Source organism: Loktanella gaetbuli (assembly GCF_020531945.1).
Taxonomy (GTDB): domain Bacteria; phylum Pseudomonadota; class Alphaproteobacteria; order Rhodobacterales; family Rhodobacteraceae; genus Loktanella; species Loktanella gaetbuli.
Genome location: NZ_JAJATZ010000002.1, coordinates 491,355 through 515,947, shown reverse-complemented (window position 1 = coordinate 515,947; position 24,593 = coordinate 491,355). Strand labels below are relative to the sequence as shown.

Sequence of the window (24,593 nt, the reverse complement as noted above, 5' to 3'; positions counted from 1 at the left end):
TCAAGATGCAGTTAATGCGCAAGAGATGACAGATGGTGCCGCGGTGCGTAATGTGGCAGCGCACGATAAGGGAGTCGCCGCAATGCGCGTCATCATTCGCACGATCAGCCTGAGCCTGATGGCCTCGCCGGTGTTCGCCGGACCCTACGACGGGACCTACAAACAAACCGCGAATTCGGAATGCGCGCTGGTCGGTGTGGATGGCGGCGCAGTGCGGATCGCAGAAGGAATCTTCTACGGTGTCGAGGCCGAATGCCGGATGTCCGACCCGGTCAATGTCCTCGATATGGATGCGCTGCTCTATACAATGCAATGCAGCGGCGAAGATCAGCAATTCACTGAACGCGCGATGGTCATGGACAAGGCCGAAGACGACGGCATCATCATGGTCTGGAATGGCTATGCCTTTGTCTATGATCGCTGCAACCCGGATCCGTTTGCCGCTGCAACGCAGGACGAATGAAGAAGCCTGTCCGGTCATTCGGTATTTGTTGCCTCAACCGGTGGATTTACACCTTGTTTCCCGGTGGAGCGCCCGTTAAACGCGTCGGCGGAGACGTGGCCGAGTGGTCGAAGGCGCTCCCCTGCTAAGGGAGTAGGCCCGGAAGGGTCTCGAGGGTTCGAATCCCTTCGTCTCCGCCACCACCCCATATTCTATGTATTTCGATGACTTGAGGTGGGGCTCAGCGACATACGTTCGCCACCCTATTTTTTGATTATGAAGTCCCCTCAGCCGGCGCGCACCTTCGACCTTTCGGCCACGTGGCTAGAACAAGGTTGATGGACAGCGGCTTGTGTCCAAATTTATAGGTCGCGACTAACTTGGGATACCCCATCGAGCCAAATCTGTTCGGATGCGTGTGCTGAGGTCCCATGCGAGAAGGTATGTCAGTTTTCGATCACAATCGCATTGTCTGACGCTACTGGAATTTCAGTCCCGGCATCCGTGTGGATGGGAGTGGGTGGTTTGGTTTGATGCGCGAAGGCCCGAGGCACATGATTGTCGGGAACGCTACCTAGGACCCCGCTTCCCTGGCCAACCAGATGTTGCTCTCGCGCGTCGCGGGATGAAAACTGCCGCATTTTGCCCAAGCGCGGAACTTATGAATGCGATGCCGGTTGGTTCACGAATCATGACCCATAATCGGAGCGTCGTCCCATGGAAACAAATCTGGCAATCAATGGAACGCAGCACAGGTTGGATCTCGATCCACGCACGACGCTGCTGGACGTCTTGCGTCACCACCTCGGGCTGACGGGGAGCAAAAAGGGCTGCGATCATGGGCAATGCGGTGCCTGTACGGTCATCGTCAACGGGCGGCGCATCAATTCATGCCTTACGCTGGCCTGCATGCATGACGGGGACGAGGTCACCACGATCGAGGGGATCGGGCAGCCGGACAACCTGAGCGCGCTGCAAGCGGCGTTTGTTGAAGAGGACGGTTTCCAATGCGGCTACTGCACGCCCGGGCAGATCTGTTCGGCTACCGCGATGCTCGAAGAGGTCCGCAATGGTTGGCCCAGCCATGTCACGGACGATATCGCCAATGGCGGTGAACTGACCGACGCGGAAATCTCTGAGCGGATGAGCGGGAACCTGTGCAGATGCGCAGCCTATCCCAATATCGTCGAGGCTATTCGCAAAGCCGCGGAGAAGGGCGCATGAGGTCCTTTGACTATGTGCGCGCAGACAGCGCCGAAGGTGCCGTGCGTGATGCCGCGGGCGGTGCTGCATTCATCGCCGGTGGAACGAACCTGATCGACCTGATGAAGCTTGAGGTGATGTCGCCCGAAACCCTGGTGGATATCAATCGCCTTGCGATGAAGGGGATCGAGGACACTGCCGATGGTGGCCTGCGGATCGGGGCTCTTGTGACCAACAGCGATCTTGCCAACGACAGCCGCGTGCGTCGCAATTGGCCGGTGCTGAGCCGCGCCTTGCTGGCCGGCGCCAGCGGACAGCTGCGCAACAAGGCGACGACCGGGGGAAACCTGCTGCAACGGACACGCTGCCTCTATTTCTACGACCGCGCATCTGCCTGCAACAAACGCGAACCCGGAACCGGCTGTGCTGCACAAGAAGGCTTTAACCGTATCCTTGCGGTTCTGGGTACGTCGGAACACTGCATCGCCACCCACCCCAGCGACATGGCGGTCGCCATGCGCGCACTGGGAGCCGAGGTGCAGACGCTGAAGGAAGACGGGACGACCCGACGTCTGTCCTTGGATTCGCTCTATCTGCTGCCGGGTGACCGGCCTAACCGCGAAACGGTACTCGCGCCGGGTGAATTGATCACCGATGTGATATTGCCTGCGCCTGTCCAGGGGCGACAAATCTATCGCAAGGTCCGCGACCGTGCATCCTATGCCTTTGCCCTCGTGTCCGTTGCCGGGATCGTCGCTGTCGAGGACGGCCGCATCACGCGGGCCGACCTTGCGTTCGGCGGACTGGCCCCGAAACCTTGGCGGAACCGAGAGGTCGAGGATTTGCTGATCGGGCAGGCCCCGTCCGAAGCGCTGTTCGGCAAGGCGGCCGATCTGTTGTTGGCCGAGGCCCGCGGCTTTGGCGCAAACGATTTCAAGATACCCCTCACGCGTCGCACGCTCGTGTCGGTGCTGATGGAACTGACGCAAGAGGCAGGCATATGACCGAGCATTTCAAAATGGACGCGCCGGCGACGGAACACCGGCTGGATGACATGGCGCAGGGGCTGGTCGGTGCGCCGCTGGATCGGCCGGATGGTCCATCCAAGGTGACCGGAACCGCCACCTACGCCAACGAGTGGCAGATAGAGGGCATGGTGCATGGGGTCATGGTGCGCAGCCCCGGCAACAGTGGTAAGGTCTCGCTGGCCAATCGCGATGCGGTCGCCGCAATGCCGGGGGTTCTGGCCGTGATCCAGGATGACCGGCTGCTGCGCAACCCCGCGCAGGGCACGGCCGATGCCGCGCCAATTCAGGGTGCGCGACATGCTGACTATACTGGACAGTTGATTGCCCTCGTGGTGGCCGAAAATTTCGAACAGGCCCGCCATGCCGCGCAATCCCTGACCGTGGTTCTGGAAAACGGCGAAACTGTCACCGTCGATCCCGACACCGCAGCGGTAGAGCCGCAAGAAGGGCAGGCGGTCGATCAAGGCGATCTGGGTGGTGCGATGCGCGACGCGGCCCATAGCGTCGACGTGGTCTATTCCACACCCTCGCATTCCAGTTCTCCGATGGAGCCTCATGCATCGATTGCGACATGGGACGGTGACGATCTGACACTGCGCGGCAGCTATCAGATGCTGAAATACAACCGGAACGAACTGGCCGATGCGCTGGGCATCCACCCCGACCGTGTGCGGATCATATCGCCTTTTGTCGGAGGTGGTTTCGGGTCCAAGCTCGGGCTGTCGCCCGAGGCCGTTGCTGCCGCGATCGCGGCACAGGAACTGGGGCGCCCGGTATCGGTCGCGCTCACGCGGCCACAGGTCTATGAGGCGACGATGCGGCGGTCGGAAACCCGCCAGCGCGTCAGGCTTTCTGCGGATGGCGATGGGCGGCTGACGGGTCTTGGTCATGATGCACGCGTATCGAACCTGCCCGGCGAGACATTCGCCGAACCGGTGCTTCAGGCGTCGCATTTTCTGTATGCCGGATCGAACCGCCAGATGTCGTTGGATCTGGTGCGTCTGCACCGCATGTGTGCGGGGTCTGTACGCGCGCCCGGCGAGGCAGTCGGGGTCACCGTGTTGGAAAACGCGATGGACGAACTGGCACACGAGATCGGCATTGATCCGGTCGCGCTGCGGCTACGCAACATCCCCGAAACAGATCCCGAGAGCGGCAAGGATTTTTCGTCGAGCCGTTTCCGCGAGGCACTTGAAAGTGGGGCAGAGGCATTCGGTTGGGCCGACAGGCCCGGACTGAAAGAACGGCGCGAGGGAGAGTGGCTGATCGGCTACGGCATGGCATCCGCCGCGCGCGTCAACATGTTGATGGAAAGCCAGGCGCGCGTCACGCTGTTGCCCGACGGCACGGCCCGCGTCGAGACTGACATGACCGACATTGGTACCGGCACCTATGCCATACTGGGGCAGATTGCCGGCGACATGCTGGGCCTGCCCCGCGACGCGGTCACGGTGGTCCTGGGCGACACTGGTTTGCCACCGTCGGCCGGTTCGGGCGGGTCATGGGGGGCGGCTTCCAGTGGGACATCGGTCTATGTCGCCTGCGAGGCGATCCGCCGGCAGCTTGCGGAACGACTGGATGTGGCGGAACCGGACCTGATGCTGAAGGATGGTCGCGCGACCTATGCCAACCAGACACAGGCGCTAAGCGATATCCTGAACGGGGATGAGATCGCAAAGCTGGGTCATGTGACCCCTGGTGACACGTCCAAGGCCGTGCGTCAGGCGACCTTTGGCGCTTACTTCGCCGAAGTCGCCGTTCATGCCGCAACCGGGGAAACCCGTGTCCGCAGAATGCATGGCAGTTTTGCCGCAGGCCGGATTCTGAATGCGAAAACCGCGCGTTCGCAATGCCTGGGCGGGATGACATTCGGTATCGGCATCGCACTGACCGAAGAAATGGCTTTCGATCCGCGTGACGGGCATGTGACGAACCACAATCTGGCCGAGTATCATATCCCGGTGAATGCGGATGTGCCGCAACTGACCGTCGAGTTGCTGGAGGAACGCGACGACTGGGCCAATCCGTTGCAGGCCAAAGGTATCGGAGAATTGGGAATCTGCGGTGCCGCGGCTGCGATCACGAATGCGATTTTCAATGCAACCGGCGTGCGCGTGCGCGACTATCCGGCGACGCTGGACAAGGTCATCGCAGGGATGTGACGATACAGGGCGGTCGGATCTGTTCGGCCGCCCGCGCCCTGATCGGTTGGACAGGGGTGGCACGCAGTCAGCTGTCATGCTGCGCGCTGCTATTTAGACGTATCGACATGCGATAGGTCTGCGCCGCCGGTCGATTTACTTTGCCGAGATGTCAGGGGGCAGGGCAGTTGTCCCAGTCGGGTATGGGCCTTTACCGTCATATTCTTGAAAGACATCTCGAGGAGGGCGCGCGCCGACCCCAGACATCATTGCGCGTCATTCGTGGCCTACCTCGTCGAGATGCAGAGCTACATCCTTTGTCACGCCGCTGATATGCGTGAATGGCGTGCCGGCAGTGACCTGCCCACCGCGAAATACTTTGCCGTCGTTTAAAAACTGCGCCAACTCTAAAGGAGCAGACACATGGGAAGGAGCTTCTTTGACCGCGCGCAGATATCTGGGTTGGTCAAGGCGCAGCATCGACGCATTGCGTGAAGGGTACGGCCGTGAACAGCAATTCCGAACAGCTGTTTCCTGCCTTTGCGATTTGTACAAATCTCTCACGCGTGCCGCAGATCAGCACGTTGCGCATAAAATTTAGGCAGCTCTCCGGATACCTCACTCGGAATGCGCAAAGACTTTGACAGCCGAAGATGATTTGCGCAGGTTGAGATCAACATATTGGCAATAGCGCCTCGCAACCGGTCGGTCGTCATTTTGACCCGTCTCGGTTGCGAGGCGTTTTTCGTTTCTGGAGCATCGCGTGACGCGTCACATCGACCTCGGAGTCTTGTTTTCGACAACCGGCCCTTACAGCCTCATGGGGCAGGCAAGCCGCTTGGGTGTGACAAAGGCAATCCAGCAAATCAACGCGGATCCCTCGATCGATCTGATGTTCAATCCGATTGAACGTGACCCTGGCGGGGATATCGACGCCTACGCACCGCAGTGCGAAGACATTCTGAAATCAAGTGCCGCACGCCATGTGATCGGCTGTACGACCAGCTGGAGCCGCAAGGAAGTTATTCCCAGCCTGGAGCGTCTGGGTGGCGCGTTGTGGTATCCGACCCCCTACGAAGGATTCGAGGCCTCGGATCGGGTTGTCTACGCCCACGCCTGCCCGAACCAGCACCTTCTGCCTTTGCTCGATCACTGCTTCACGACTTACGGCAAGCGTATTTATCTGACCGGCTCGAACTATATCTGGGGTTGGGAAATGAACCGGATCGCCCGCGAAACCGGTGCCAAGATCGATGCCGACGTGCTGGGCGAAAGATATGTGCCCATCGGGTCCGTCGACATCGCTCGCCTGATCGACGAAATCGCCGCCGTGAAACCCGATTTCGTTCTGAACCAGCTGATCGGGCCCTCACAATATGCGTTTCTGGACGCAATGACCGCGCTGCGGGCCAGCGATCCGACCTTTGCGCAGGGGCGCTGCCCCGTTCTGTCGTGCAATATGACCGAAGCGGAATTGGATGCGATCGGTGCGTCCGCCGAGGGCGTGATATCGGCAGGCCCGTGGTTTTGCGGGCAATCGCCCGCCTTGCCCGGCAACGAAGGACGCAATGATTTCGGATCATCATTCGAGGCGGCCGCGCATGCCTCTGTGATGATGTTGGCCCGCCTGTTGTCGACAAGTCCGGATGCAGAAGATTTGTCTTTGCGCCAGTTGCTTGCCCTGCCTGACGCCGCCCGTGTCGGGATCAGCCCGCGCACGCATCATGTATCGCTGCCGGTGGCCATCGCGCAGGTGCGTGACGGCGCATTTGTTCCGATCAAGACCTACGCCCCCATCGTGGGTGACCCGTATCTGACGCAGGGCCCTGCGCTGCTGGAACCCATGCTGCGGATCGTGCCATGAAACGTCGACTGCGCATTCCCGAACTGGGCGGCGCGCGCGCGGTGATCCTTCATCGCCCCCACGCCAATGTCACGGCGCTGGTCAGACAGTTGCAGGCCGTCGGATTGGAATTCGAATGCCACTGGCCGGATCTACCAGCCACCATCGGTGCCGCCGATTACCTGTTCATCGACGTGGATACGGCTCATGAGGACCAGTTTCCCTGGAACCCGGGCGAAGCGCCGTTCCCGACGATCGCCCTGATCGGATCAGAAGCGCCGGGCCGGATTGAATGGTTGATGAATTTCGGTGTCGATGCGCAGATCCTGAAACCCGTGGGTGACAATGGTGTCTTTTCGGCGCTGTTGATTGCGCGCGCCGCATTCGACGCCCGGATTAGCCAGGCTGGCGAAATCGACACCCTGCGCAGGCGTCTTGGGCAGCGACAGACGGTGGTGCAGGCCGTGGCGATCCTCGCCGCGCGCGGAAAATCCGAGGATCAGGCTTTCGAACAGTTGCGCGGCCTCGCAATGGCGTGGCGCGTCAGTTTCGAGGAAGCCGCAGACCGGATCGTCGCCTCTGTGCGCGATACCTGCAAAGGAGAGGATCATGTCTGACATCTCTGTGGCACCGGTCGCCCCGACGGGAACACTTCGCCGTCTGATGCGGCGCAAGCTCGCCCTGTTCGGGCTTGCGATCATCGCGGTGGTTCTGGGCGGCGCAGTCTTTGCGCCCTGGATTGCACCCTATGCGCCCGACGACCAGTTGTTCGAAGGATTGACGCTATTCGGCGAACCGATGCCGCCCAGTGGTGATTTCCTGATGGGGACCGACCTTCTGGGGCGCGATCTGTTCAGCCGCATGCTCTATGGCGCGCAAACATCACTGATCATTGGCGTCGTCGCCAATGGCATTGCCCTGCTGATCGGAACACTGGTCGGTGTCGTCGCGGGTTTTGTAAGGGGGTGGGTCGGCGCAGTCCTGATGCGGTTTACCGACCTGATGATGGCCTTTCCCGCGTTGCTGCTGGCCATCTGCCTGGCCGCGATTTTCCAGCCGTCGCTGTGGATCGTGGCCATGGTCATCGCTCTGGTCAACTGGGTCCAGACGGCACGGGTGGTCTATACCGAAACGACCTCGCTTGCCGAACGTGAATTCATCGCCGCCGAGAGGACATTGGGGGCTTCGCAGACGCGGATTCTGTTCAGACACATCCTGCCTCACCTTGTGCCGACATTGATCGTTTGGGGCACGCTCGGGATTTCGGTCACCGTCCTGCTGGAGGCGACCTTGTCATTCCTGGGTGTCGGCGTTCAGCCTCCGACACCCAGCTGGGGCAACATCATCTTTGAAAACCAGACCTATTTTCAGGCTGCGCCCTGGCTGGTCTTTATCCCGGGTGCCGCGATCCTGCTGCTGGCCCTTGCCTTCAATCTGGTCGGCGACGCGCTGCGCGATGTGCTTGACCCCACACAACGGGGGAATGACTGATGGCCGGATACCTTCTTCGCCGCCTGATCCAATCCACTTTGATCCTGCTGGGCGTCAGCTTTGTCACTTTCTTGCTGCTGTACGTGCTACCGGCCGACCCTGTGCGCCAGATCGCCGGACGGTCCGCAACCGCACAAACGGTCGAAAACATCCGCGCCCAACTTGGCCTCGATCAACCGATGCTCGTGCAATACGGTCGCTACCTGGCCGGTCTGGTTCAGGGCGATATGGGCCGCAGCTACCTGCAAAAAACCGAAGTCGCGACGTTGATTGCGGCTCGTCTGCCCGCATCACTGCTGCTGATGGCAGGCGGCATCGCCTGCGAACTGCTGATCGGCCTCACCTTGGGTGTCGTGGCCGCCGTATTTCGGGGCCGGCCCTTGGATCAGGGTCTGATGGTCGTCTCTTTTGTTGCTGTGTCCGCGCCTCAATTCGTCGTGGGACTGCTATTGCTATATGTCTTTGCCGTGCAGCTTGGCTGGTTTCCAATCGGTGGCTACGGCACGGCGGCGCATCTGGTCCTGCCGGCCCTCACGTTGGGGATCATGGGTTCTGGCTGGTATTCCCGCATGATGCGGTCCTCGATGGTCGAGGTTCTGCGTCAGGACTACATCCGCACGGCCCGTGCCAAGGGTCTTGGCCGCGCGCGCGTGCTGATCCGTCACGCGCTTCCCAATGCGATCCTGCCCATCATCGCAATGATCGGCATCGATATCGGCATCTTTATCGGCGGCATCGTCGTTGTTGAATCCGTCTTTGGCTGGCCAGGTATCGGCCAGCTGGCGTGGCAGGCAATTCAGCGCGTCGACATTCCGATCATCATGGGCGTCACCATGGTGTCCGCCACAGCCATCGTGCTGGGCAACCTTCTCGCTGACCTCATTACCCCGCTCATCGATCCGCGCATCAAGCTGCGGTGAGCATCAACTGCAACCACCAACCAACAGGGACATGACAATGAAAAATCTTCTCCTCTCAACGGCGATCGTGGCAGCAACCGCGCTACCCGGCTTTGCACAGGAATACACACCTGATCCCAATGCACAGCCCGGTGGCATGATCACTGTCACCTACAAGGACGATGTGGCCACGCTAGACCCCGCCATCGGCTACGACTGGCAGAACTGGTCGATGATCAAATCACTCTTTGACGGGCTGATGGACTATGTGCCGGGCACAACCGAACTGCGTCCCGGTCTTGCGTCGAGCTACGAGATTTCGGACGACGGCACTGTCTTTACGTTCACCCTGCGTGATGGCGTTCTGTTCCACAACGGCCGCGCGATGACAGCACAGGACGTGAAATACTCTCTCGATCGCGTGACAGATCCTGAAACGCAATCACCCGGTGCCGGCTTCTTTGCATCGATTGCCGGCTATGACGCCGTGACCAACGGCGAGGCAGACAGCCTGGCCGGTGTTGAGGTCGTCGACGACATGACCGTCAGGATCACGCTGTCGCGGCCCGATGCGACGTTCCTGCACGTGATGGCTTTGAACTTTGCATCGATTGTCCCCAAGGAAGCGGTCGACGAATTCGGCACGGACTTTGGCAAGAACCCGGTTGGAACCGGCGCATTCAAGCTGGGCGAATGGACCATCGGTCAGCGGCTCGTGTTTGAAAAGAACGCGGATTACTGGCGCGACGGTGTCCCCTATCTGGACGGGGTAACGTTTGAAGTTGGTCAGGAACCGATTGTGGCCTTGCTTCGCCTGCAACAAGGCGAAGTCGACGTGCCCGGTGACGGCATCCCGCCCGCAAAGTTCCAGGAAGTCATGTCCGACCCTGCGCAGGCCGCGCGTGTGGTCGAAGGGGGCCAGCTGCATACCGGCTATATCACCCTGAACGTCGGGATGGCACCGCTGGACCAATTGCCGGTCCGCGAGGCGATCAACATGGCGATCAACAAGGAACGCATCACCCAGATCATCAATGGCCGGGCGGTTCCCGCGACACAGCCTCTGCCGCCCACCATGCCAGGCTACACGGACGGGTTTGAAGGCTACGCGTTTGACGTTGCCGCAGCGCAGGCCAAACTGGCAGAAGCAGGACTGGCCGACGGGTTCACGACGGAACTCTATGTCATGAATACCGACCCCAACCCGCGGATCGCACAGGCCATCCAGCAAGATCTGAAGGCCATTGGCGTCGACGTCGAAATTCGGTCTCTCGCGCAGGCCAACGTCATCGAGGCAGGCGGTGCGGGTCAGGCCCCGATGATCTGGTCGGGCGGCATGGCATGGATCGCGGATTTCCCCGATCCCTCCAACTTCTACGGGCCGATCCTTGGCTGTGCGGGTGCAGGCGAGGGCGGATGGAACTGGTCCAAGTTCTGTAACGAGGACATCGATGCCATGGCCATCGCTGCAGACAGCATGACCGATCCGGCTGCGCCCGAGCGGCTGGAGATGTGGTCTGACGTCTATATGCAGGTGATGGAACAGGCCCCTTGGGTCCCCGTGTTCAACGAACAGCGCTACACCATGAAATCAGAACGCATGGGCGGTGACGATGCCCTGTATGTCGACCCGGTCTCGATTCCGGTCAACTATGACTATGTCTACGTGACCGAGTAAGCGCATGTGCAAAGCCTGTGAATACACGATCCACGGGGCACAGCACCATTTCGGCTGGGACAACACCATTGCCCCGGTCGAGACGGTCGCACCCGGTACGACGATCTGCTTCAACTGCATGGATTCTTCGGCGGGCCAGCTTGGCCCGTCGAGCACGGTGGCCGATGTGGTCGCGCTGGATTTCGGCAAGATCAATCCGGTCTCCGGACCAATCTACATTGACGGTGCTGAACCCGGTGACGCCCTCAAGATCACGCTGGAAGGATTTGCCCCGCGCGAACAAGAGGGATCAGCCTGGGGCTGGACCGCCAACATTCCGGGTTTCGGACTCTTGGCGGACCAATTCGAGGACCCTGCGCTGACGATCTGGAAATATGACGCCAAAACGATGGAGCCGTCATTGTGGGGTGACATGGGGCGCGTTCCGCTCAAGCCCTTTACGGGCACGATCGGGGTCGCCTTGGCGGAACCGGGACTGCACAGCATCGTTCCACCCCGTCGCACTGGCGGAAATCTCGATATCCGGGACCTGTCGGCAGGTGCCGAACTCTATCTGCCAGTCGAGGTTGCCGGTGCCCTGTTCTCGGTTGGTGACACTCATGCCGCACAGGGCGATGGCGAAGTCTGCGGCACGGCCATCGAAAGTCCGATGGACGTGACGCTGACGCTGGACCTGGTCAAGGGCGCAAATCTCAGGATGCCGCGGTTCACCACGCCCGGTCCGGTCACCAACCACCTCGACCAGAAAGGATACGAGGTCACGACAGGGATCGGTCCTGATCTGATGACCGGCGCACGCGATGCAGTCTCTGGCATGATCGACCTGCTGACTGCGCGCTACGGCATGGCACCCGTTGATGCCTACATGCTGGTGTCCACCTGTGGTGACCTGCGCATTTCGGAAATCGTCGACATGCCCAATTGGGTCGTGTCGTTCTATTTTCCGCGCATGGTGCTTGAATGATGACGACACACACAGCGACCGCCCCTTCGGGGGCGACCGCACCCCTGCTGTCGGTGCGTGATATGACCGTATCGGTCAGGGATCGCGGCGTCGTCCGCCCGTTGGTGGCCGGACTATCGTTTGAACTGTATCCCGGGGAAACGCTTGCCATCGCGGGTGAAAGCGGGTCGGGGAAATCCATCACTTCGCTTGCCCTGATGGGTTTGCTTCCCAACAACGTCACCGTCACATCCGGTCAGGCGCTGCTTGAAGGTGTCAACTTGCCGGACCTGCCAGAGGCCAGAATGCGCGCCTGGCGTGGAGCCAAACTGGCAATGATCTTTCAAGAGCCGATGACGTCATTGAACCCGGTCCATACCATTGGCAGTCAGATGACCGAGGCGATCCGTGCCCACGAAGCCGTGTCGAGAGGTGCTGCCCGCAGCGCCGCAATCGAGGCGCTGCGGCGCGTTCGTATCCCGGAACCCGAACGCCGGATGAAGCAGTATCCCCATGAACTTTCGGGTGGCATGCGTCAGCGCGTGATGATCGCCATGGCGCTGGCCCTGCGTCCTGCTCTGTTGATAGCGGATGAGCCGACTACGGCCCTCGATGTAACCGTCCAACGCGAAGTGCTGGACCTTCTGCGTGAATTGCAGGCCGAAACCGGCACCGCGATCATTCTCATCACACACGACATGGGCGTCGTCGCCGAAAGTGCGGACCGCGTTGTGGTCATGCGTCAAGGCCGCATGATCGAAAGCGCGCCTGTCGACACCCTTTTTACCGCACCAAAGCAGGAATATACCCGCGCACTTTTGTCTGCCGTCCCACGCCTGGGATCGGGGGCTGCCCGCGCCAAACCCCTGCCACCCACGGCATCTGTCCCGGTCGCCAGACTGGTTGGCGCGCAGGTCCATTTCGATATCGGCGCAAATTTTCTTGGTCGCCCGACGCACAGGGTGCATGCGGTCGAAGGTGCGACCCTCGACATTCAACCCGGAGAAACCTTTGGTCTGGTTGGCGAATCCGGTTGCGGGAAATCGACAATTGCCAAGGCATTGGTCGGGCTCGTGCCCCATGCCGGCCACGTCGAAGTCGACGGAAAAGCGCTGGGCGGGCTGACAAGTCTGGGCCGACGCCAAATCTGCCGGGACGTCCAGATGGTTTTCCAGGACCCGATGGCGGCGCTCGACCCGCGCATGACGGTGGGCGAAGCTGTGGCAGAGCCACTCTTGATACATGGGATCGGGACGGCGGCGGAACGTCACGCGCGTGCAGCCGATCTGTTTGCACGTGTCGGCCTGACACAAGATCAGATGACACGCTACCCGCACGAATTTTCAGGCGGGCAGCGTCAGCGCATCTGCGTGGCCCGTGCGCTTGCCCTGAAACCAAAGCTGATCATTTGCGACGAAAGCGTATCCGCGCTTGATGTGTCGGTCCAAGCGCAGGTCCTCGACTTGCTAGAGGAATTGCAGGCCGAGATGGGTGTGGCATATCTGTTTATCAGCCATGATATGGCTGTTGTCGAAAATGTCGTGGACCGACTGGCTGTGATGTACCTCGGTCAAATCGTCGAAATGGGGACACGCGACCAGGTGTTCGGAAATCCACAACACAGCTATACGCGGCGGCTCTTGGATGCCGTGCCGATCCCAGATCCACAGCGAAAGAGACCACCGCAGGCACAACGGCCCGGTGACCTGCCTTCACCGATTTGGCCGATCGGCAAGGCCCCGGCGCGTGTTCATCTGCGCGATATCGGGGACAACCACCTCGTCGCGCAAGAAGCCTGAGTGATCGAAGTCTGAGCGCCTGCGGCGTTCTGTCGTCGGATCCGCTTGCGCTTTAGCAGCTTGAAGTAGCTCTCGGTAAATCGGTAGGGGGATCATCCATCGCCTCCATGGGCAACTTGCAGCGGACCCCATGGAACGCGGGGGATCACGCTGAACCGCGCCGGGTTTGCGGCTGGACATGTCAAGGCACGTCTGATGCGTGGGCGTCACCTCTGCGCGAATTTTCAAAGGTCCATTTGCCTTTGTTTGCTGCGACATCGGCAAAGCCGCCAGTCATGATCCCTGCGTGGTTGCGGTCACGGTGCCATCGTCGTGTGGCAGACCGCAGCGGTCAGCCTGGTTTCGGGCTGGTTGCCAAGTCTGCAATATCAATCACCCGGCGCAATTCGTCCGGCATCAATGGTTTCGACAACATCGCCAACGGGTGGATCGCTGTTTCCTCGGCATCGCTTATCTGGTGCAGGCTGCCACTGACGATAATCGAGGGGATGCCGAAATCCTGCCATAGGGCGATGGCTGCATCCTGGCCCCGTGTGCCCTCGGCCAGTTGCAGGTCGATGATCGCCACATCAGGTTTCGCACCGCCCGCCATCGCGATGGCCGCAGGCGCTGTCGTCGCAATGCCGATGACACCATGACCCATTTCAAGGAGCTGTGCCTCGAGGTCGATCGCAATCAGAAAGTTGTCTTCGACGATCAGGAATTTCAGCAATTTGAAAACCTTATTCAGGGAACAGGATACGTGTGCGCCAGCCGTTCGTCTGATCTTCCTCGATCGTTCCGCCAAGGCTTGCGGCCATCCCCGCAATCAGACGCTGTCCGAGGCCCGAGGATTTTGCATCCGATGACGCCCGATCTGCACCGGGGCCGGTTCCGTCATCCGCGACCTCGAGCAGGATCATGTTTTCGTCGGCGCGGCGCAGCGTGATTGTGACCGTCCCGTCGTCTTCGGGCCCGTAGGCGTGCTTGAACGAATTGGTGACCAGCTCATTGACCGCCAGCGACAGCGACACGGCCCTGTCGGTGTCCAGCCGGATGGATTCGGCGTCATAGGTGATTTGCAGGCCGCGCGCATCGCTGGACAGCGACAACCGAAGGTGCGTTGTCAGACGTTTCAGGTATCGATCGATCCAGACCGAGCTGACGTCCGCGTCTTCGTACAAAGATGCATGGATCGCGGCCACGGCATTGACCCGCGCGGTTGCCGCGCGAAGCGAGGAACGCGCCGCCGGGTCGACGGTGGCAGAGCCCTCGAGGTTGAGAATGCTGGTCACCATCTGAAGCGAATTTTTGACCCTGTGATTGACCTCGGCGATCATCAGGTCCCGTGCGGCGAGGGCCTCGCTCAACCGGGCCTCGTTTTCGCGGATGGCCGTCACATCCAGAACAATGCCCACAATCCGGACGGTCTGCGTGTCGGGATCGCGCACGGATTCACCGCGACCGATCACCCAACGCATTGTGCCGTCGGGCAGGATAATCCTGCTGTTCAGATGCAGATCTGCACCGATCGTGCGGGCGACCCGTTCGATTTCGGCGCGGGCTTCGGCGCGATCATCGGGGTGGAAACGATCAAGAAACGGTTCGACGGCGTCGTTGGTGTCTTCGGGATCGAAACCGAACAGCGCATCCAGTTGCGGCGACTGGATCAGATGACCGGAAACCGGGTCAAGTTCGAAATAGCTGAGTTCGGCACCGCGCATCGCAGCACGCTGTCTGGCGGCGTCGGCACGTTCGCCCAGCGTGTTGCGGGTCACATCCTCGGCGGTTTGGATGATATGCGTGACCTTGTCAGGCCGTGCGTCGTCAGCAAAGATCGGAGAGTTCCGCACCCGCCAATAGCGCGTGGCATAGCGCCCATCCGCCTCGCGCACATCATGCTGCCGCAGCGGCATTTGCTGTTCCTTGCCGGTTGCCACGACAGCCTCGATTGACGCGGTAAGCTCGGCTTCGGCGCTGGCTTCGGGATCATCCGGATTTGCCGGAAAGGCTTCGAAAACCTGGTAGCCGATCAGGTCACGTGGCTGGCGGCCCAACAGCGCGCAATAGCGTTTGTTGGCCGCGACGATACGCAAGTCGGTTGTAAAAACCAACTGTGCGGTCGCTGCTGCATCAAAGAATATGCCCGGATTGAGTCCATCGTAGTGATCCATGGATCGGCCTTTGCTGTTGCGTGCCATCAAAAAGGCAGGTGGACCGGACGTGGTTCGACAGGACGCACATTCACGATAGCGTCAGTTTAATCCAAGGTATCAATCATAGCCTGGCCAGCGCAAGCCGCGCTATCACAGCCCATGTCGGCCTGTCGACGGCGCGACATGGCTGTAATGCCCATTTCCTTTGGGATCAAAATGGCGTGGCGGGCGTTGGCCGTCGAACGCGCAAAAAGGGCCGACATGACCAACCGGAAATTGACCGACCGTGACCATGACCTGTTGTTCGGCGACGACAAGCTGGAACCGGGTGATGCCGTCGTCCATTTCGAGCACGGCCTTGCAAGGTATGGCGGGCAGTTCGAAACGGATCTGGGTGACACGCAGCAGACATTGACAACATTCGTTTACCGTCATGATGGCAAGATGATGCTGCCCGCCCGCGCGGGCCATGATTTCTGGCCATACGGTGCCCCTGCCGAAAACCTGACCCTGGATCGACTGAATTCGGACGACTGGGTCAAGCGGCGCGACGAGATGATCGTCGAATTGCGCCAAAGTGCCGAGAATATGGTTGCCGCTGACAAGGCCCGTCGGCGCGCGGAGGCATCCAGTGTCGTGGTCCCGGACGGGATGCTTGATGATTTCGTCGCGGCGTTTCCGCATGAAATGACGGTGGATCAGATCCGCGCGACCGAGGCTGTTCTTGCGGATTTGCAACGCACGACGCCGATGAACCGAATGTTGGTCGGCGACGTCGGTTTTGGAAAGACAGAGGTCGCCTTGCGGGCGGCGGCAGCGGCCGCGCTGACCGGGCATCAAGTCGTGATCGCCGCACCGACGACGGTGCTGGCGCGTCAGCACTTTGAAACCTTTGCCCAGCGGTTTCATGAGACCGATATCACGGTGGCAGAGCTGTCGCGCCTGACTGATCCCGCACAAAGGCAGGAGTTGTTGTTGGGGCTTGCATCCGGGGATATCGGCATTGTGGTCGGAACGCAGGCACTGCTGGACGACGCGATCGCATTTGCGCACCTCGGTCTGCTGATTATTGACGAGGAACAGCGATTTGGCGAAGACGACAAGGCGCACTTGCGCGACCTGACAGACGGGCTCCATGTCCTCAGCATGACGGCGACGCCGATCCCGCGCACCCTTGCCACAGCCGAAGTCGGCTTGATCGACGTGTCTGTTCTGGCGACCGCGCCGCAAAACCGTCAGCCTGTGGAAACGCAGGTTCAGGCATGCGACGTGGACAGGATGCTGGCCGCCATCGCGACAGAAACCGCGCGGGGCGGTCAATGCTACATCGTCTGTCCGCGCATCTCGGATGTCGAAGAGCTGGACGCCGCATTCACGGATCGCGATGCGGCATTCAGCCATGTTGTGGCGCATGGGCAAATGGCGGATGCGGACATGGCCGAGACGATGTTCAGTTTCATGTCGGGTCAGGTTGATGTGCTGATCTCCACCACGATCGTCGAAAGCGGGCTGGATAACGCCCGCGCAAACACGATGGTGGTCTGGGATGCCGACCGGTTCGGTCTGGCCCAGCTGCATCAATTGCGGGGGCGCATCGGGCGCAGTCATGTGCAAGCGAACATGCTTTTGATGACGGCGATCGACCGGCAAGATGACAGTGATGCCAATGCGCGACTGTCAGCATTTGCAGAAATGACCGAAATCGGTGCCGGTTTCCGCATTGCCCGCAAGGACCGTGATATTCGCGGTTTCGGCAATCTGGATGGCACCGAACAATCGGGGCAGATGTCCCGGCTGGGTATCGGATTGTACCGCCACATCCTGAAAAATCACATTGATCGGATCGCGTCGTAGCGCCCGAAACTTGCCCCGTCGGTCCGGGTCGTATTCGGGCCGCGTCCGATGTCCCCCGTGGTTGCGCTGTTCTGTCCCCGCATCACGCGCGATTCTGTCTGTAATTACATGCAGCAATCGGGCATGTTGCCACGATGAACGCGCAGCGACGTCGTATTTTTCTCTTTACCGGTGGGCTTGCGCTGGCGACGGTGCTGGCAGGGGCATTGTCTGTGCCGTCGCTCGAGAGGCATTACCTGAGGCAGCAGGCCGAACAGGACGGGCCGTTGCTGGAATTGGCCAAGGAGAGCCTGAGCGCTGCATTGGACCGCTATGCACCGCTACCCGCACTGATCGCGGAACGTGCTAGTCTTGCGGACCTCTTGGCCGCGCCCCCCGATGCGGCACTGCTGGCCGAGGTGAACGAGGATCTGCGGCAGACAGCGCTGATGGTGCAGGCATCCGACGTATTTCTGATGGACATTTCGGGGCGCACGATCGCCGCTGCCACATATCGCGAACCGGGCAGTTTCATTGATCGTAATTTCAGCCATCAATCCTATTTCATGAACGCCCGGGAAGGTGCGCTGACCAGTTTCCAGGTATCTGGCACCACCACCGGAGAGCGTGGCTATTACTATGCGGCCCCGGTCGAGGAGGGCGACCGGATCGTCGGTGTCCTGGCGGTCAAGTTCAACATCCAGGCGTTCAATAGTGTCTGGAACGGTGCTGGCAGCGAATTCATGGTGTCCGATGCAAACGGATTTGTGCTGATGTCATCGCGCCCGGACTGGCATTTTCGCGCCATGCGCCCGCTGACCGATACAACCCGGCGGGTGATCGCGCAGAATCTTCAATATCCGATCGACCGGATCGAACTGCTGCCAATCAACAAGATCGCGCTGGATGATACCGCCCAGCTGGTCAGCTTTGCCGAAACAAGCGGCGAAAGCTACGTCATGACCTCGACGGCATTGCCGCAGCGTGGCTGGGTCATGACGTCTTTGACACCGACCGGGCCTGCACGTCTGATGGCGCTGAAATTGCTGTTGATCCTGGGGCTGACGGGGCTTTTGCTGTTCGGGGCCCTGCTGTCGTATCTGTTGAAACAGGCGCGTCAACGCGAGGCATTGGTGCGCGAGCAGGGGGCGAAACGCCTGCTGGAGGCCACTGTCGATGAACGCACGGCCGATCTGCAAAAGGCGCTGGAGCACCTCAAGTCGACCCAGACCGATCTGATCCAGGCGGGTAAACTGACAGGCCTGGGCCAGATGTCGGCGGCCCTGTCGCATGAATTCAACCAGCCGCTAGCCGCTGTCAAAACCTATGCCGACAATGCGCGCGCCTTTCTGAAACGTGACAGGATCGCCGAGGCGCAGGACAACATCACACGTATTTCCAGGATGGTGGACCGCATGGCGTCGATTTCGGCACATCTGCGCAACTTTGCCCGGCGTCCGCAGCAGGCTGCGGGGCCGCTGCTGCTGAACCAGGTCGTTCAGGATGCACTGGCGGTGTTTGACGTGCGTCTGGCAACGACAGGTGGACGGATCGACTATACACCGCCCGCGGGCGAGGTCTGGGTGATCGGCGGCCACGTCCGGTTGCAGCAAGTGATCGTCAACATGCTCAACAACGCGCTGGACGCGATGGAAGGTCAGGACGATCAGGTTGTATCCCTGCGGGTCGACGGGCCTCGCATCACGGTCTGGGACAACGGACCGGGGATCGATCCGGCCGCGCTGGACCAGCTCTTTGATCCGTTTTTCACGACCAAGCCACCGGGCAAGGGGTTGGGGCTGGGACTGTCGATTTCGTATAATATCGTCACGGATTTCGGGGGCATGATGACGGCGGCCAATCATCCCGATGGTGGAGCGATCTTTGTGGTGACGCTACAGCCGGCACAGGCGATGCGGACGGCGGCGGAATGAAACAGACCGTCCTGTTCGTCGACGACGAAGAAGAATTGCGTAACGCCGGTTTGCAGACTCTTATGCTGCACGATCTGCCGGCCGAGGCTTTTGCCAGCGCTGAAGACGCGCTGGCGCGGATCACACGCGGATTCGAAGGTATTCTGGTGACGGACATTCGAATGCCCGGCCGGGACGGAAGCTGGCTGATGCAGCAGGTGCTGGAAATTGACCCGGAATTTCCGGTTATTCTGGTGACTGGACATGGCGACGTCGATCTGGCGGTGCAGTCCATGCGCGAAGGGGCCTATGATTTTATCGAGAAACCCTTTGCGCCGACCCGCCTGATCAGCACGATCCATCACGCGCTGGAAAAACGGCGGCTGACCATCGAGAACAGGTCCCTCAAGCGTGAGGTCGGTTGCCGGGACAAGGTCGAGTCCCGCCTGATCGGTCGGTCCGACGCCATGGTCGCCTTGCGCAAGAACATCCGCGCCATTGCGCGCACCGATGCCGATGTGCTGATTACCGGGCCAACCGGGGCGGGCAAGGATCTGACCGCACGCGCGTTGCACGACATGTCGGATCGCGCGGCGCATCCTTTCGTGCATATCAACTGTGCGGCATTGCCCGTCGATCTGGTCGAGGCGGAATTGTTCGGTCACGAGGCGGGCGCCTTTGCCGGGGCGTTGCGCACCCGGTTCGGGAAATTTGAATATGCGCGACAGGGCAGCGTGTTTCTTGATGAAATCGACAGTCTGCCTGTCAGCGTGCAGGCCAAGTTGCTGCATGCCATTCAGGCGCGGGAAATCACGCGACTGGGGTCGAATGATCCTGTTGCACTGGATATCCGCATCATGGCCGCGGTCAAAACCGATCTGACCGAGGCGGTCGCGGCGGGCACGTTCCGCGCCGATTTGCTGTACCGGTTGAATGTGGTGACGATCAACGTGCCCGCGCTGGAGGAACGTCGCGACGACATTCCTTCGCTGTTTCTCAACCTCGCGGCACAGGCGGCGGCGCGTTATTCGCGGTCAATGCCGGATGTCGGGGCTGATGTATTGGCGCGGATGGCGACACGGACCTGGCCGGGTAACGTGCGCGAGTTGCGCAATGCCGCCGAACGTTTCGTCCTCGGGCTCGATCCGGTGGATATACCAGCGGGGGCGGTGGATCAGACCATGACGCTGGCCGATGCGGTTGCAGCACACGAAAAGGCGCTGATCGTCGCAGCCCTGACGGCGCAAGACGGGCGGCTGAAACCGACCTACGAGGCGTTGGGCCTGTCCCGCAAAGCGCTCTATGAAAAGATGCAGAAATACGGAATCAACAAGCAGGACGTGGAACCCTGACAGCCGGCCCGCTGGCATGTTTCGATTCCCACCCGCCGGATGTCCGTTTTGCACCCTTTGCGACCCATCTGAACGCGTGGCCGGGTAATTTTATGTCGCCACCGCGCAAAGATGGTTGCACTCGGCACATAACTGCTTTGATATCCGCGACTGTCGGGGCCTCAGGCCTGTCTGATGAAACCGTCGGCACGGGAGTGGCCGGCGACATTTGTGGAGGAAACACACATGAAATTCGCAGCACTTATTGCGACCACGGCACTGACGGCATCGTCTGCCTATGCCGCGGCACACGAGGACCGCACAGGCTGGCCCGAAAGCTTTACCGTGGGCACGGCGTCGCAGGGCGGCACCTATTTTGCCTATGGTTCGGGCTGGGGCAACCTGGTGGCCGAAGAGCTGGGCCTGACCGGCGGCGGTGAAGTCACCGGTGGTCCGATGCAGAACATGGCGCTGGTCCACACTGGTGACGCACAGTTCGGCATGACGACCATGGGGCCGGCAGCTGAATCCATCGCAGGGACCAACCCGATTGCACCCGGTCTGGAAATGACCGGTGCCTGTGCGATGTTCCCGATGTACCAGACGCCGTTCTCGGTGACGACGCTGGCCTCTTCGGGGATCACGTCCGTGTCCGAAATTCCCGCTGGTGCACGTATCGGTTTCGGTCCGGCCGGTTCGACGTCCGACACCTATTTCCCGCGCATGATGGAAACGCTGGGCGTTGAATTTGAACGTCGTAACGGTGCATGGGCCGACCTTGGTGGTCAGCTTCAGGATGGTCTGCTGGATGTGATCGCCTTTGCGGCAGGTGTGCCAGTTCCGGCCGTCAGCCAGCTGGAAGTGCAGACCGACGTGAACATCATCGAGTTCACCGAAGAGGAGCAGGCCCAGTTGATGGAAGCGTTCCCGGTTGCCAACTTTGAAATCGCGGCAGACACCTATACCACGCTCGAGGCACCGGCGCGTTCGGTGTCCATGTGGAACTTTGCCATCGCAAACTGCGACCTGCCCGCCAGCTTTGTCAAAGCGGCCGTGGATGTCGTCATGTCCGACAATGAGCGTATGGTGAACATCCACCGCGCCGCCCGTTCCACACTGCCCGAGAACTGGGACAAGAACGCCGGCGTCATGAAGTGGCACCCCGGTGCGGCTGAATGGTTCATCGAAAACGCTGGCGCGGACATTCCCGCCGATCAGATCTACGGGAACTAAAGCCCGATCAGTCCGGGGCCGCGCCACTGCGCGGCCCCGGCGCATCTGACTGACACATCACATAATTCATGCGCAGATTTGCCCTCTGGGGCCGGGATGCGCCTATGGGGCTGCTGTATGACTACCAATACGCAAATGGACGACCAGACTGACGGGCCCGTCATCGCCGAAGGCGTTGACGACGAACCCGTTGAACACAATCGGCGCATTTTCGACGGCAGGGCCTATCTTGCCATCGCGGCGGTCTCTGCGTTTTATGCGCTGTTTCACATGGCAGCCCTGAACGGCTGGTCGATCTCTGCCTGGACGGGCATCGATATTCCGTTCCTACCGGTCTTTCCGATGGAGACGTGGAATTTCCGGATCGTCCACATCGCTGGTGCGCTGATCCTCGGCTTTTTGCTTTATTCAGCGCGCGGCTTTCCTGACAATGACCATGGCGGTCACAAGCATCCCCTCGATTTGCTGGCCTATGTCGCAATCCTGCCCGCACTCTATGCGCTGTATACCGCGCTTTCGTTCGCGTCGCAGATCGCCGGTGGCGTGATGTGGAACGGTATGGACGCCGGTATCCGCAGCGCGGAGATCTATCACTACGGCGTCCCGCTGATCATCGCGACCGCAACGGGTATCATTCTGGGTTGGATGCGCCCGCGCGTGCGCGGCTCCATCGCCGCTGCTGACGTGGTTCTGGCCATCTGCTCTGTCGCTGTCGCAGCCTATCTGATCACGATCTACGGCACGCTGATGCGCAACTCGACCGGCACACCCTTTGCCCCAATCGGCATGAGCCTGGCCGCCGTGGCCGGGACGGCACTGATCATGGAGATGACCCGTCGTGTCGCTGGTCTGGCCTTGATCGTCATCGCTGGCGTGTTTCTGGTCTATGTCTTCGTCGGTGATCTGCTGCCGGGGTTCCTGAACGCACCCAACATCGCCTGGGACCGGTTTTTTAGCCAAGTCTATACCGACGCCGGTATCCTTGGGCCAACCACTGCCGTGTCGTCGACCTATATCATCCTATTCATCATCTTTGCCGCCTTTCTCCAGGCGTCCAAAGTGGGCGATTATTTTGTGAACTTTGCCTTTGCTGCTGCGGGCCGCGCCCGCGGTGGACCGGCCAAGGTTGCCATTTTCGCCTCGGGCCTGATGGGCATGATCAACGGCACCTCTGCCGGTAACGTCGTGGCCACGGGGTCGCTGACCATCCCGCTGATGAAAAAGGTGGGATACAAGCCGCAGACCGCAGGTGCCGTCGAGGCTGCCGCATCCACAGGTGGTCAGATCATGCCGCCGATCATGGGTGCCGGCGCGTTCATCATGGCGGAAATCACGGGCATCCCCTACACCGACATCGCCATTGCGGCGATCATCCCCGCAGTGCTGTATTTCGTGTCGATCTATTTCATGGTCGATTTCGAAGCAGCCAAGCTGGGTATGCGCGGCATGCGCGAGGACGAGCTGCCCAAGTTCCGGGACATGGTGCGCCGGGTGTTCCTGTTCCTGCCGATCATCATTCTGATTGCGGCCTTGTTCATGGGGTATTCCGTCATCAGGGCAGGCACGCTTGCCACGGCCTCGGCTGCGGTGGTCAGTTGGTTCACCCCGTATCGCATGGGCATCAAATCGGTGTCCAAGGCGTTCGAGCTGGCGGGCATCATGTCGATCCAGATCATCGCGGTCTGTGCCTGTGCCGGTATCATCGTGGGTGTCATTTCGTTGACGGGTGTCGGCGCACGCTTCTCTTCGGTGCTGCTGAACATCGCTGACGCGAACCAGTTGCTGGCCTTGTTCTTTGCCATGTGCATCTCGATTCTGCTTGGGATGGGCATGCCGACAACGGCGGCCTACGCGGTTGCGGCCTCGGTCGTGGCACCGGGTCTGATCCAGCTGGGCATTCCGGCCCTGACGGCGCATTTCTTTGTGTTCTACTTTGCCGTTGTGTCAGCGATCACGCCACCTGTTGCCTTGGCCAGCTATGCCGCTGCGGGCATTTCGGGATCAAACCCGATGTCGACCTCTGTCGCGTCGTTCAAGATCGGCATTTCTGCCTTCATCGTGCCGTTCATGTTCTTCTACAACAGCGCGATCCTGTTCGACGGGGCCTGGTATGAAATCGCCCGCGCTGCCGCGACTGCCATCTTTGGCGTGTTCCTGCTGTCGTCGGGTGTGCAGGGCTGGTGGATCGGTGCGCGCGCTTCTGCACCGATCCGTGTCGGCCTGATCGTCGTGGCGCTGTTCATGATCGAAGGTGGGCTGATTTCTGACGCCATCGGGGTGGGCGGTGCGGTGGCCCTCTATCTGCTGGCAAAGGCGACCCGCAAGGATGGCCAGACGGCATCCCAGACCTAGACTTGCTATTATGCAATACCGAGGGCCGGCGCTGTCAACGAACAGCACCGGCCCTTTTTCGTACGCAGGCGAGTATCTGGATACTGTTGGTGAATCGGATGAAATGCTTCGGTTGCGTAAACGGGCTCCTCTCGCGCGACAACGAGGTCGTTCCTGATACCGCGTAGATGGATTTGCGCCGGGACCATTCCGACCGACCAGTTCGGGGGGGGCATGAGGCATGTGAATTACCTCGGGACCCGACAACGAGAATAGAGTCGCCCCAGGTGGGTGCAGGGGCTGGGGTGAGTAGCACGACAGCCATCCTGTTCGGCCATAGTTATGGACGT

General features: G+C 60.5%; 19 protein-coding genes and 1 tRNA gene. 17 read left to right on the top strand and 3 right to left on the bottom strand.

Translation table 11 applies throughout. From position 1 onward, the window contains the following. The first annotated feature begins 82 nt into the window (after positions 1-82). The 5 genes from LGQ03_RS06130 to LGQ03_RS06110 all read left to right on the top strand — a co-directional run bounded on the left by LGQ03_RS06130 (position 83) and on the right by LGQ03_RS06110 (position 4,835). The gene (locus LGQ03_RS06130) at positions 83-463 is read left to right on the top strand and encodes a hypothetical protein (protein ID WP_090160886.1); all 381 of its coding nucleotides are present in this window, start codon (positions 83-85) and stop codon (positions 461-463) included. Positions 464-552: 89 nt separating this feature from the next. Continuing rightward, positions 553-642: transfer RNA gene (locus tag LGQ03_RS06125), tRNA-Ser, on the top strand. A 517-nt stretch (positions 643-1,159) separates the two neighbouring features. Next, positions 1,160-1,666, top strand: coding sequence for a 2Fe-2S iron-sulfur cluster-binding protein (locus tag LGQ03_RS06120; RefSeq protein WP_226747684.1), 507 nt, complete (start codon positions 1,160-1,162; stop codon positions 1,664-1,666). Further along, positions 1,663-2,649 carry an FAD binding domain-containing protein gene (locus tag LGQ03_RS06115; protein ID WP_226747683.1) on the top strand — a complete coding sequence of 329 codons (987 nt, stop codon included), beginning with the start codon at positions 1,663-1,665 and terminating at the stop codon, positions 2,647-2,649. The genes LGQ03_RS06120 and LGQ03_RS06115 overlap by 4 nt, the downstream gene beginning before the upstream one ends. Further along, entirely contained in the window at positions 2,646-4,835 is a 2,190-nt protein-coding gene (locus LGQ03_RS06110) for a xanthine dehydrogenase family protein molybdopterin-binding subunit (protein WP_226747682.1), read from the top strand. Before LGQ03_RS06115 ends, LGQ03_RS06110 begins: the two co-directional genes overlap by 4 nt. Positions 4,836-5,090: 255 nt before the next feature. Here the strand turns inward: LGQ03_RS06110 and LGQ03_RS06105 are convergent, their stop codons facing one another. Then, the gene (locus tag LGQ03_RS06105; RefSeq protein ID WP_226747681.1) at positions 5,091-5,294 is read right to left on the bottom strand and encodes a hypothetical protein; all 204 of its coding nucleotides are present in this window, start codon (positions 5,292-5,294) and stop codon (positions 5,091-5,093) included. A gap of 283 nt (positions 5,295-5,577) precedes the next feature. Between LGQ03_RS06105 and LGQ03_RS06100 the strand changes: the two genes are divergently transcribed. From LGQ03_RS06100 to LGQ03_RS06070, 7 genes are read left to right on the top strand one after another with little or no spacing between them, the layout of a single operon-like run. After that, on the top strand, positions 5,578-6,678 hold the full coding sequence (locus LGQ03_RS06100; RefSeq protein WP_226747680.1) for a transporter substrate-binding protein: 1,101 nt from the start codon (positions 5,578-5,580) through the stop codon (positions 6,676-6,678). Continuing rightward, positions 6,675-7,274 (top strand): ANTAR domain-containing response regulator, encoded by a 600-nt coding sequence (locus tag LGQ03_RS06095; RefSeq protein ID WP_090160896.1) that lies wholly within the window; start codon positions 6,675-6,677, stop codon positions 7,272-7,274. The genes LGQ03_RS06100 and LGQ03_RS06095 overlap by 4 nt, the downstream gene beginning before the upstream one ends. Next, a complete protein-coding gene (locus LGQ03_RS06090; RefSeq protein WP_319004459.1) occupies positions 7,267-8,148 on the top strand; it encodes an ABC transporter permease in 882 nt (293 codons plus the stop codon). Before LGQ03_RS06095 ends, LGQ03_RS06090 begins: the two co-directional genes overlap by 8 nt. Then, positions 8,148-9,068: an ABC transporter permease gene (locus tag LGQ03_RS06085; protein ID WP_226747679.1), complete on the top strand. Its 921-nt coding sequence runs from the start codon at positions 8,148-8,150 to the stop codon at positions 9,066-9,068. Before LGQ03_RS06090 ends, LGQ03_RS06085 begins: the two co-directional genes overlap by 1 nt. A gap of 37 nt (positions 9,069-9,105) precedes the next feature. Beyond that, positions 9,106-10,725, top strand: a complete 1,620-nt coding sequence (locus tag LGQ03_RS06080; RefSeq protein WP_226747678.1) for an ABC transporter substrate-binding protein — start codon at positions 9,106-9,108, stop codon at positions 10,723-10,725. Positions 10,726-10,729: 4 nt separating this feature from the next. Continuing rightward, a complete protein-coding gene (locus tag LGQ03_RS06075) occupies positions 10,730-11,689 on the top strand; it encodes an acetamidase/formamidase family protein (protein ID WP_226747677.1) in 960 nt (319 codons plus the stop codon). Next, positions 11,686-13,467: an ABC transporter ATP-binding protein gene (locus LGQ03_RS06070; RefSeq protein WP_226747676.1), complete on the top strand. Its 1,782-nt coding sequence runs from the start codon at positions 11,686-11,688 to the stop codon at positions 13,465-13,467. The genes LGQ03_RS06075 and LGQ03_RS06070 overlap by 4 nt, the downstream gene beginning before the upstream one ends. A 331-nt stretch (positions 13,468-13,798) precedes the next feature. On the opposite strand, the gene LGQ03_RS06065 is transcribed toward LGQ03_RS06070, so the two are convergent. Together LGQ03_RS06065 and LGQ03_RS06060 are read right to left on the bottom strand one after the other, a co-directional pair. Further along, the gene (locus tag LGQ03_RS06065; protein ID WP_226747675.1) at positions 13,799-14,179 is read right to left on the bottom strand and encodes a response regulator; all 381 of its coding nucleotides are present in this window, start codon (positions 14,177-14,179) and stop codon (positions 13,799-13,801) included. Positions 14,180-14,189: 10 nt separating this feature from the next. Next, positions 14,190-15,620, bottom strand: a complete 1,431-nt coding sequence (locus LGQ03_RS06060; RefSeq protein ID WP_226747674.1) for a sensor histidine kinase — start codon at positions 15,618-15,620, stop codon at positions 14,190-14,192. 243 nt (positions 15,621-15,863) lie between these two features. Here LGQ03_RS06060 and LGQ03_RS06055 point away from each other — a divergent pair, with 243 nt between their 5' ends. From LGQ03_RS06055 to LGQ03_RS06035, 5 genes are all read left to right on the top strand, one after another. After that, complete coding sequence (locus LGQ03_RS06055; protein ID WP_226747673.1) at positions 15,864-17,456, top strand: DEAD/DEAH box helicase; 1,593 nt, start codon at positions 15,864-15,866, stop codon at positions 17,454-17,456. A 134-nt stretch (positions 17,457-17,590) separates the two neighbouring features. Further along, positions 17,591-19,369 (top strand): sensor histidine kinase, encoded by a 1,779-nt coding sequence (locus tag LGQ03_RS06050; protein WP_226747672.1) that lies wholly within the window; start codon positions 17,591-17,593, stop codon positions 19,367-19,369. Then, complete coding sequence (locus LGQ03_RS06045; RefSeq protein WP_226747671.1) at positions 19,366-20,700, top strand: sigma-54-dependent transcriptional regulator; 1,335 nt, start codon at positions 19,366-19,368, stop codon at positions 20,698-20,700. The genes LGQ03_RS06050 and LGQ03_RS06045 overlap by 4 nt, the downstream gene beginning before the upstream one ends. Positions 20,701-20,925: 225 nt before the next feature. Next, positions 20,926-21,912 carry a TAXI family TRAP transporter solute-binding subunit gene (locus tag LGQ03_RS06040; RefSeq protein ID WP_090160919.1) on the top strand — a complete coding sequence of 329 codons (987 nt, stop codon included), beginning with the start codon at positions 20,926-20,928 and terminating at the stop codon, positions 21,910-21,912. A 117-nt stretch (positions 21,913-22,029) separates the two neighbouring features. After that, positions 22,030-24,264, top strand: coding sequence for a TRAP transporter permease (locus tag LGQ03_RS06035; RefSeq protein ID WP_226747670.1), 2,235 nt, complete (start codon positions 22,030-22,032; stop codon positions 24,262-24,264). Positions 24,265-24,593 lie beyond the last annotated feature (329 nt).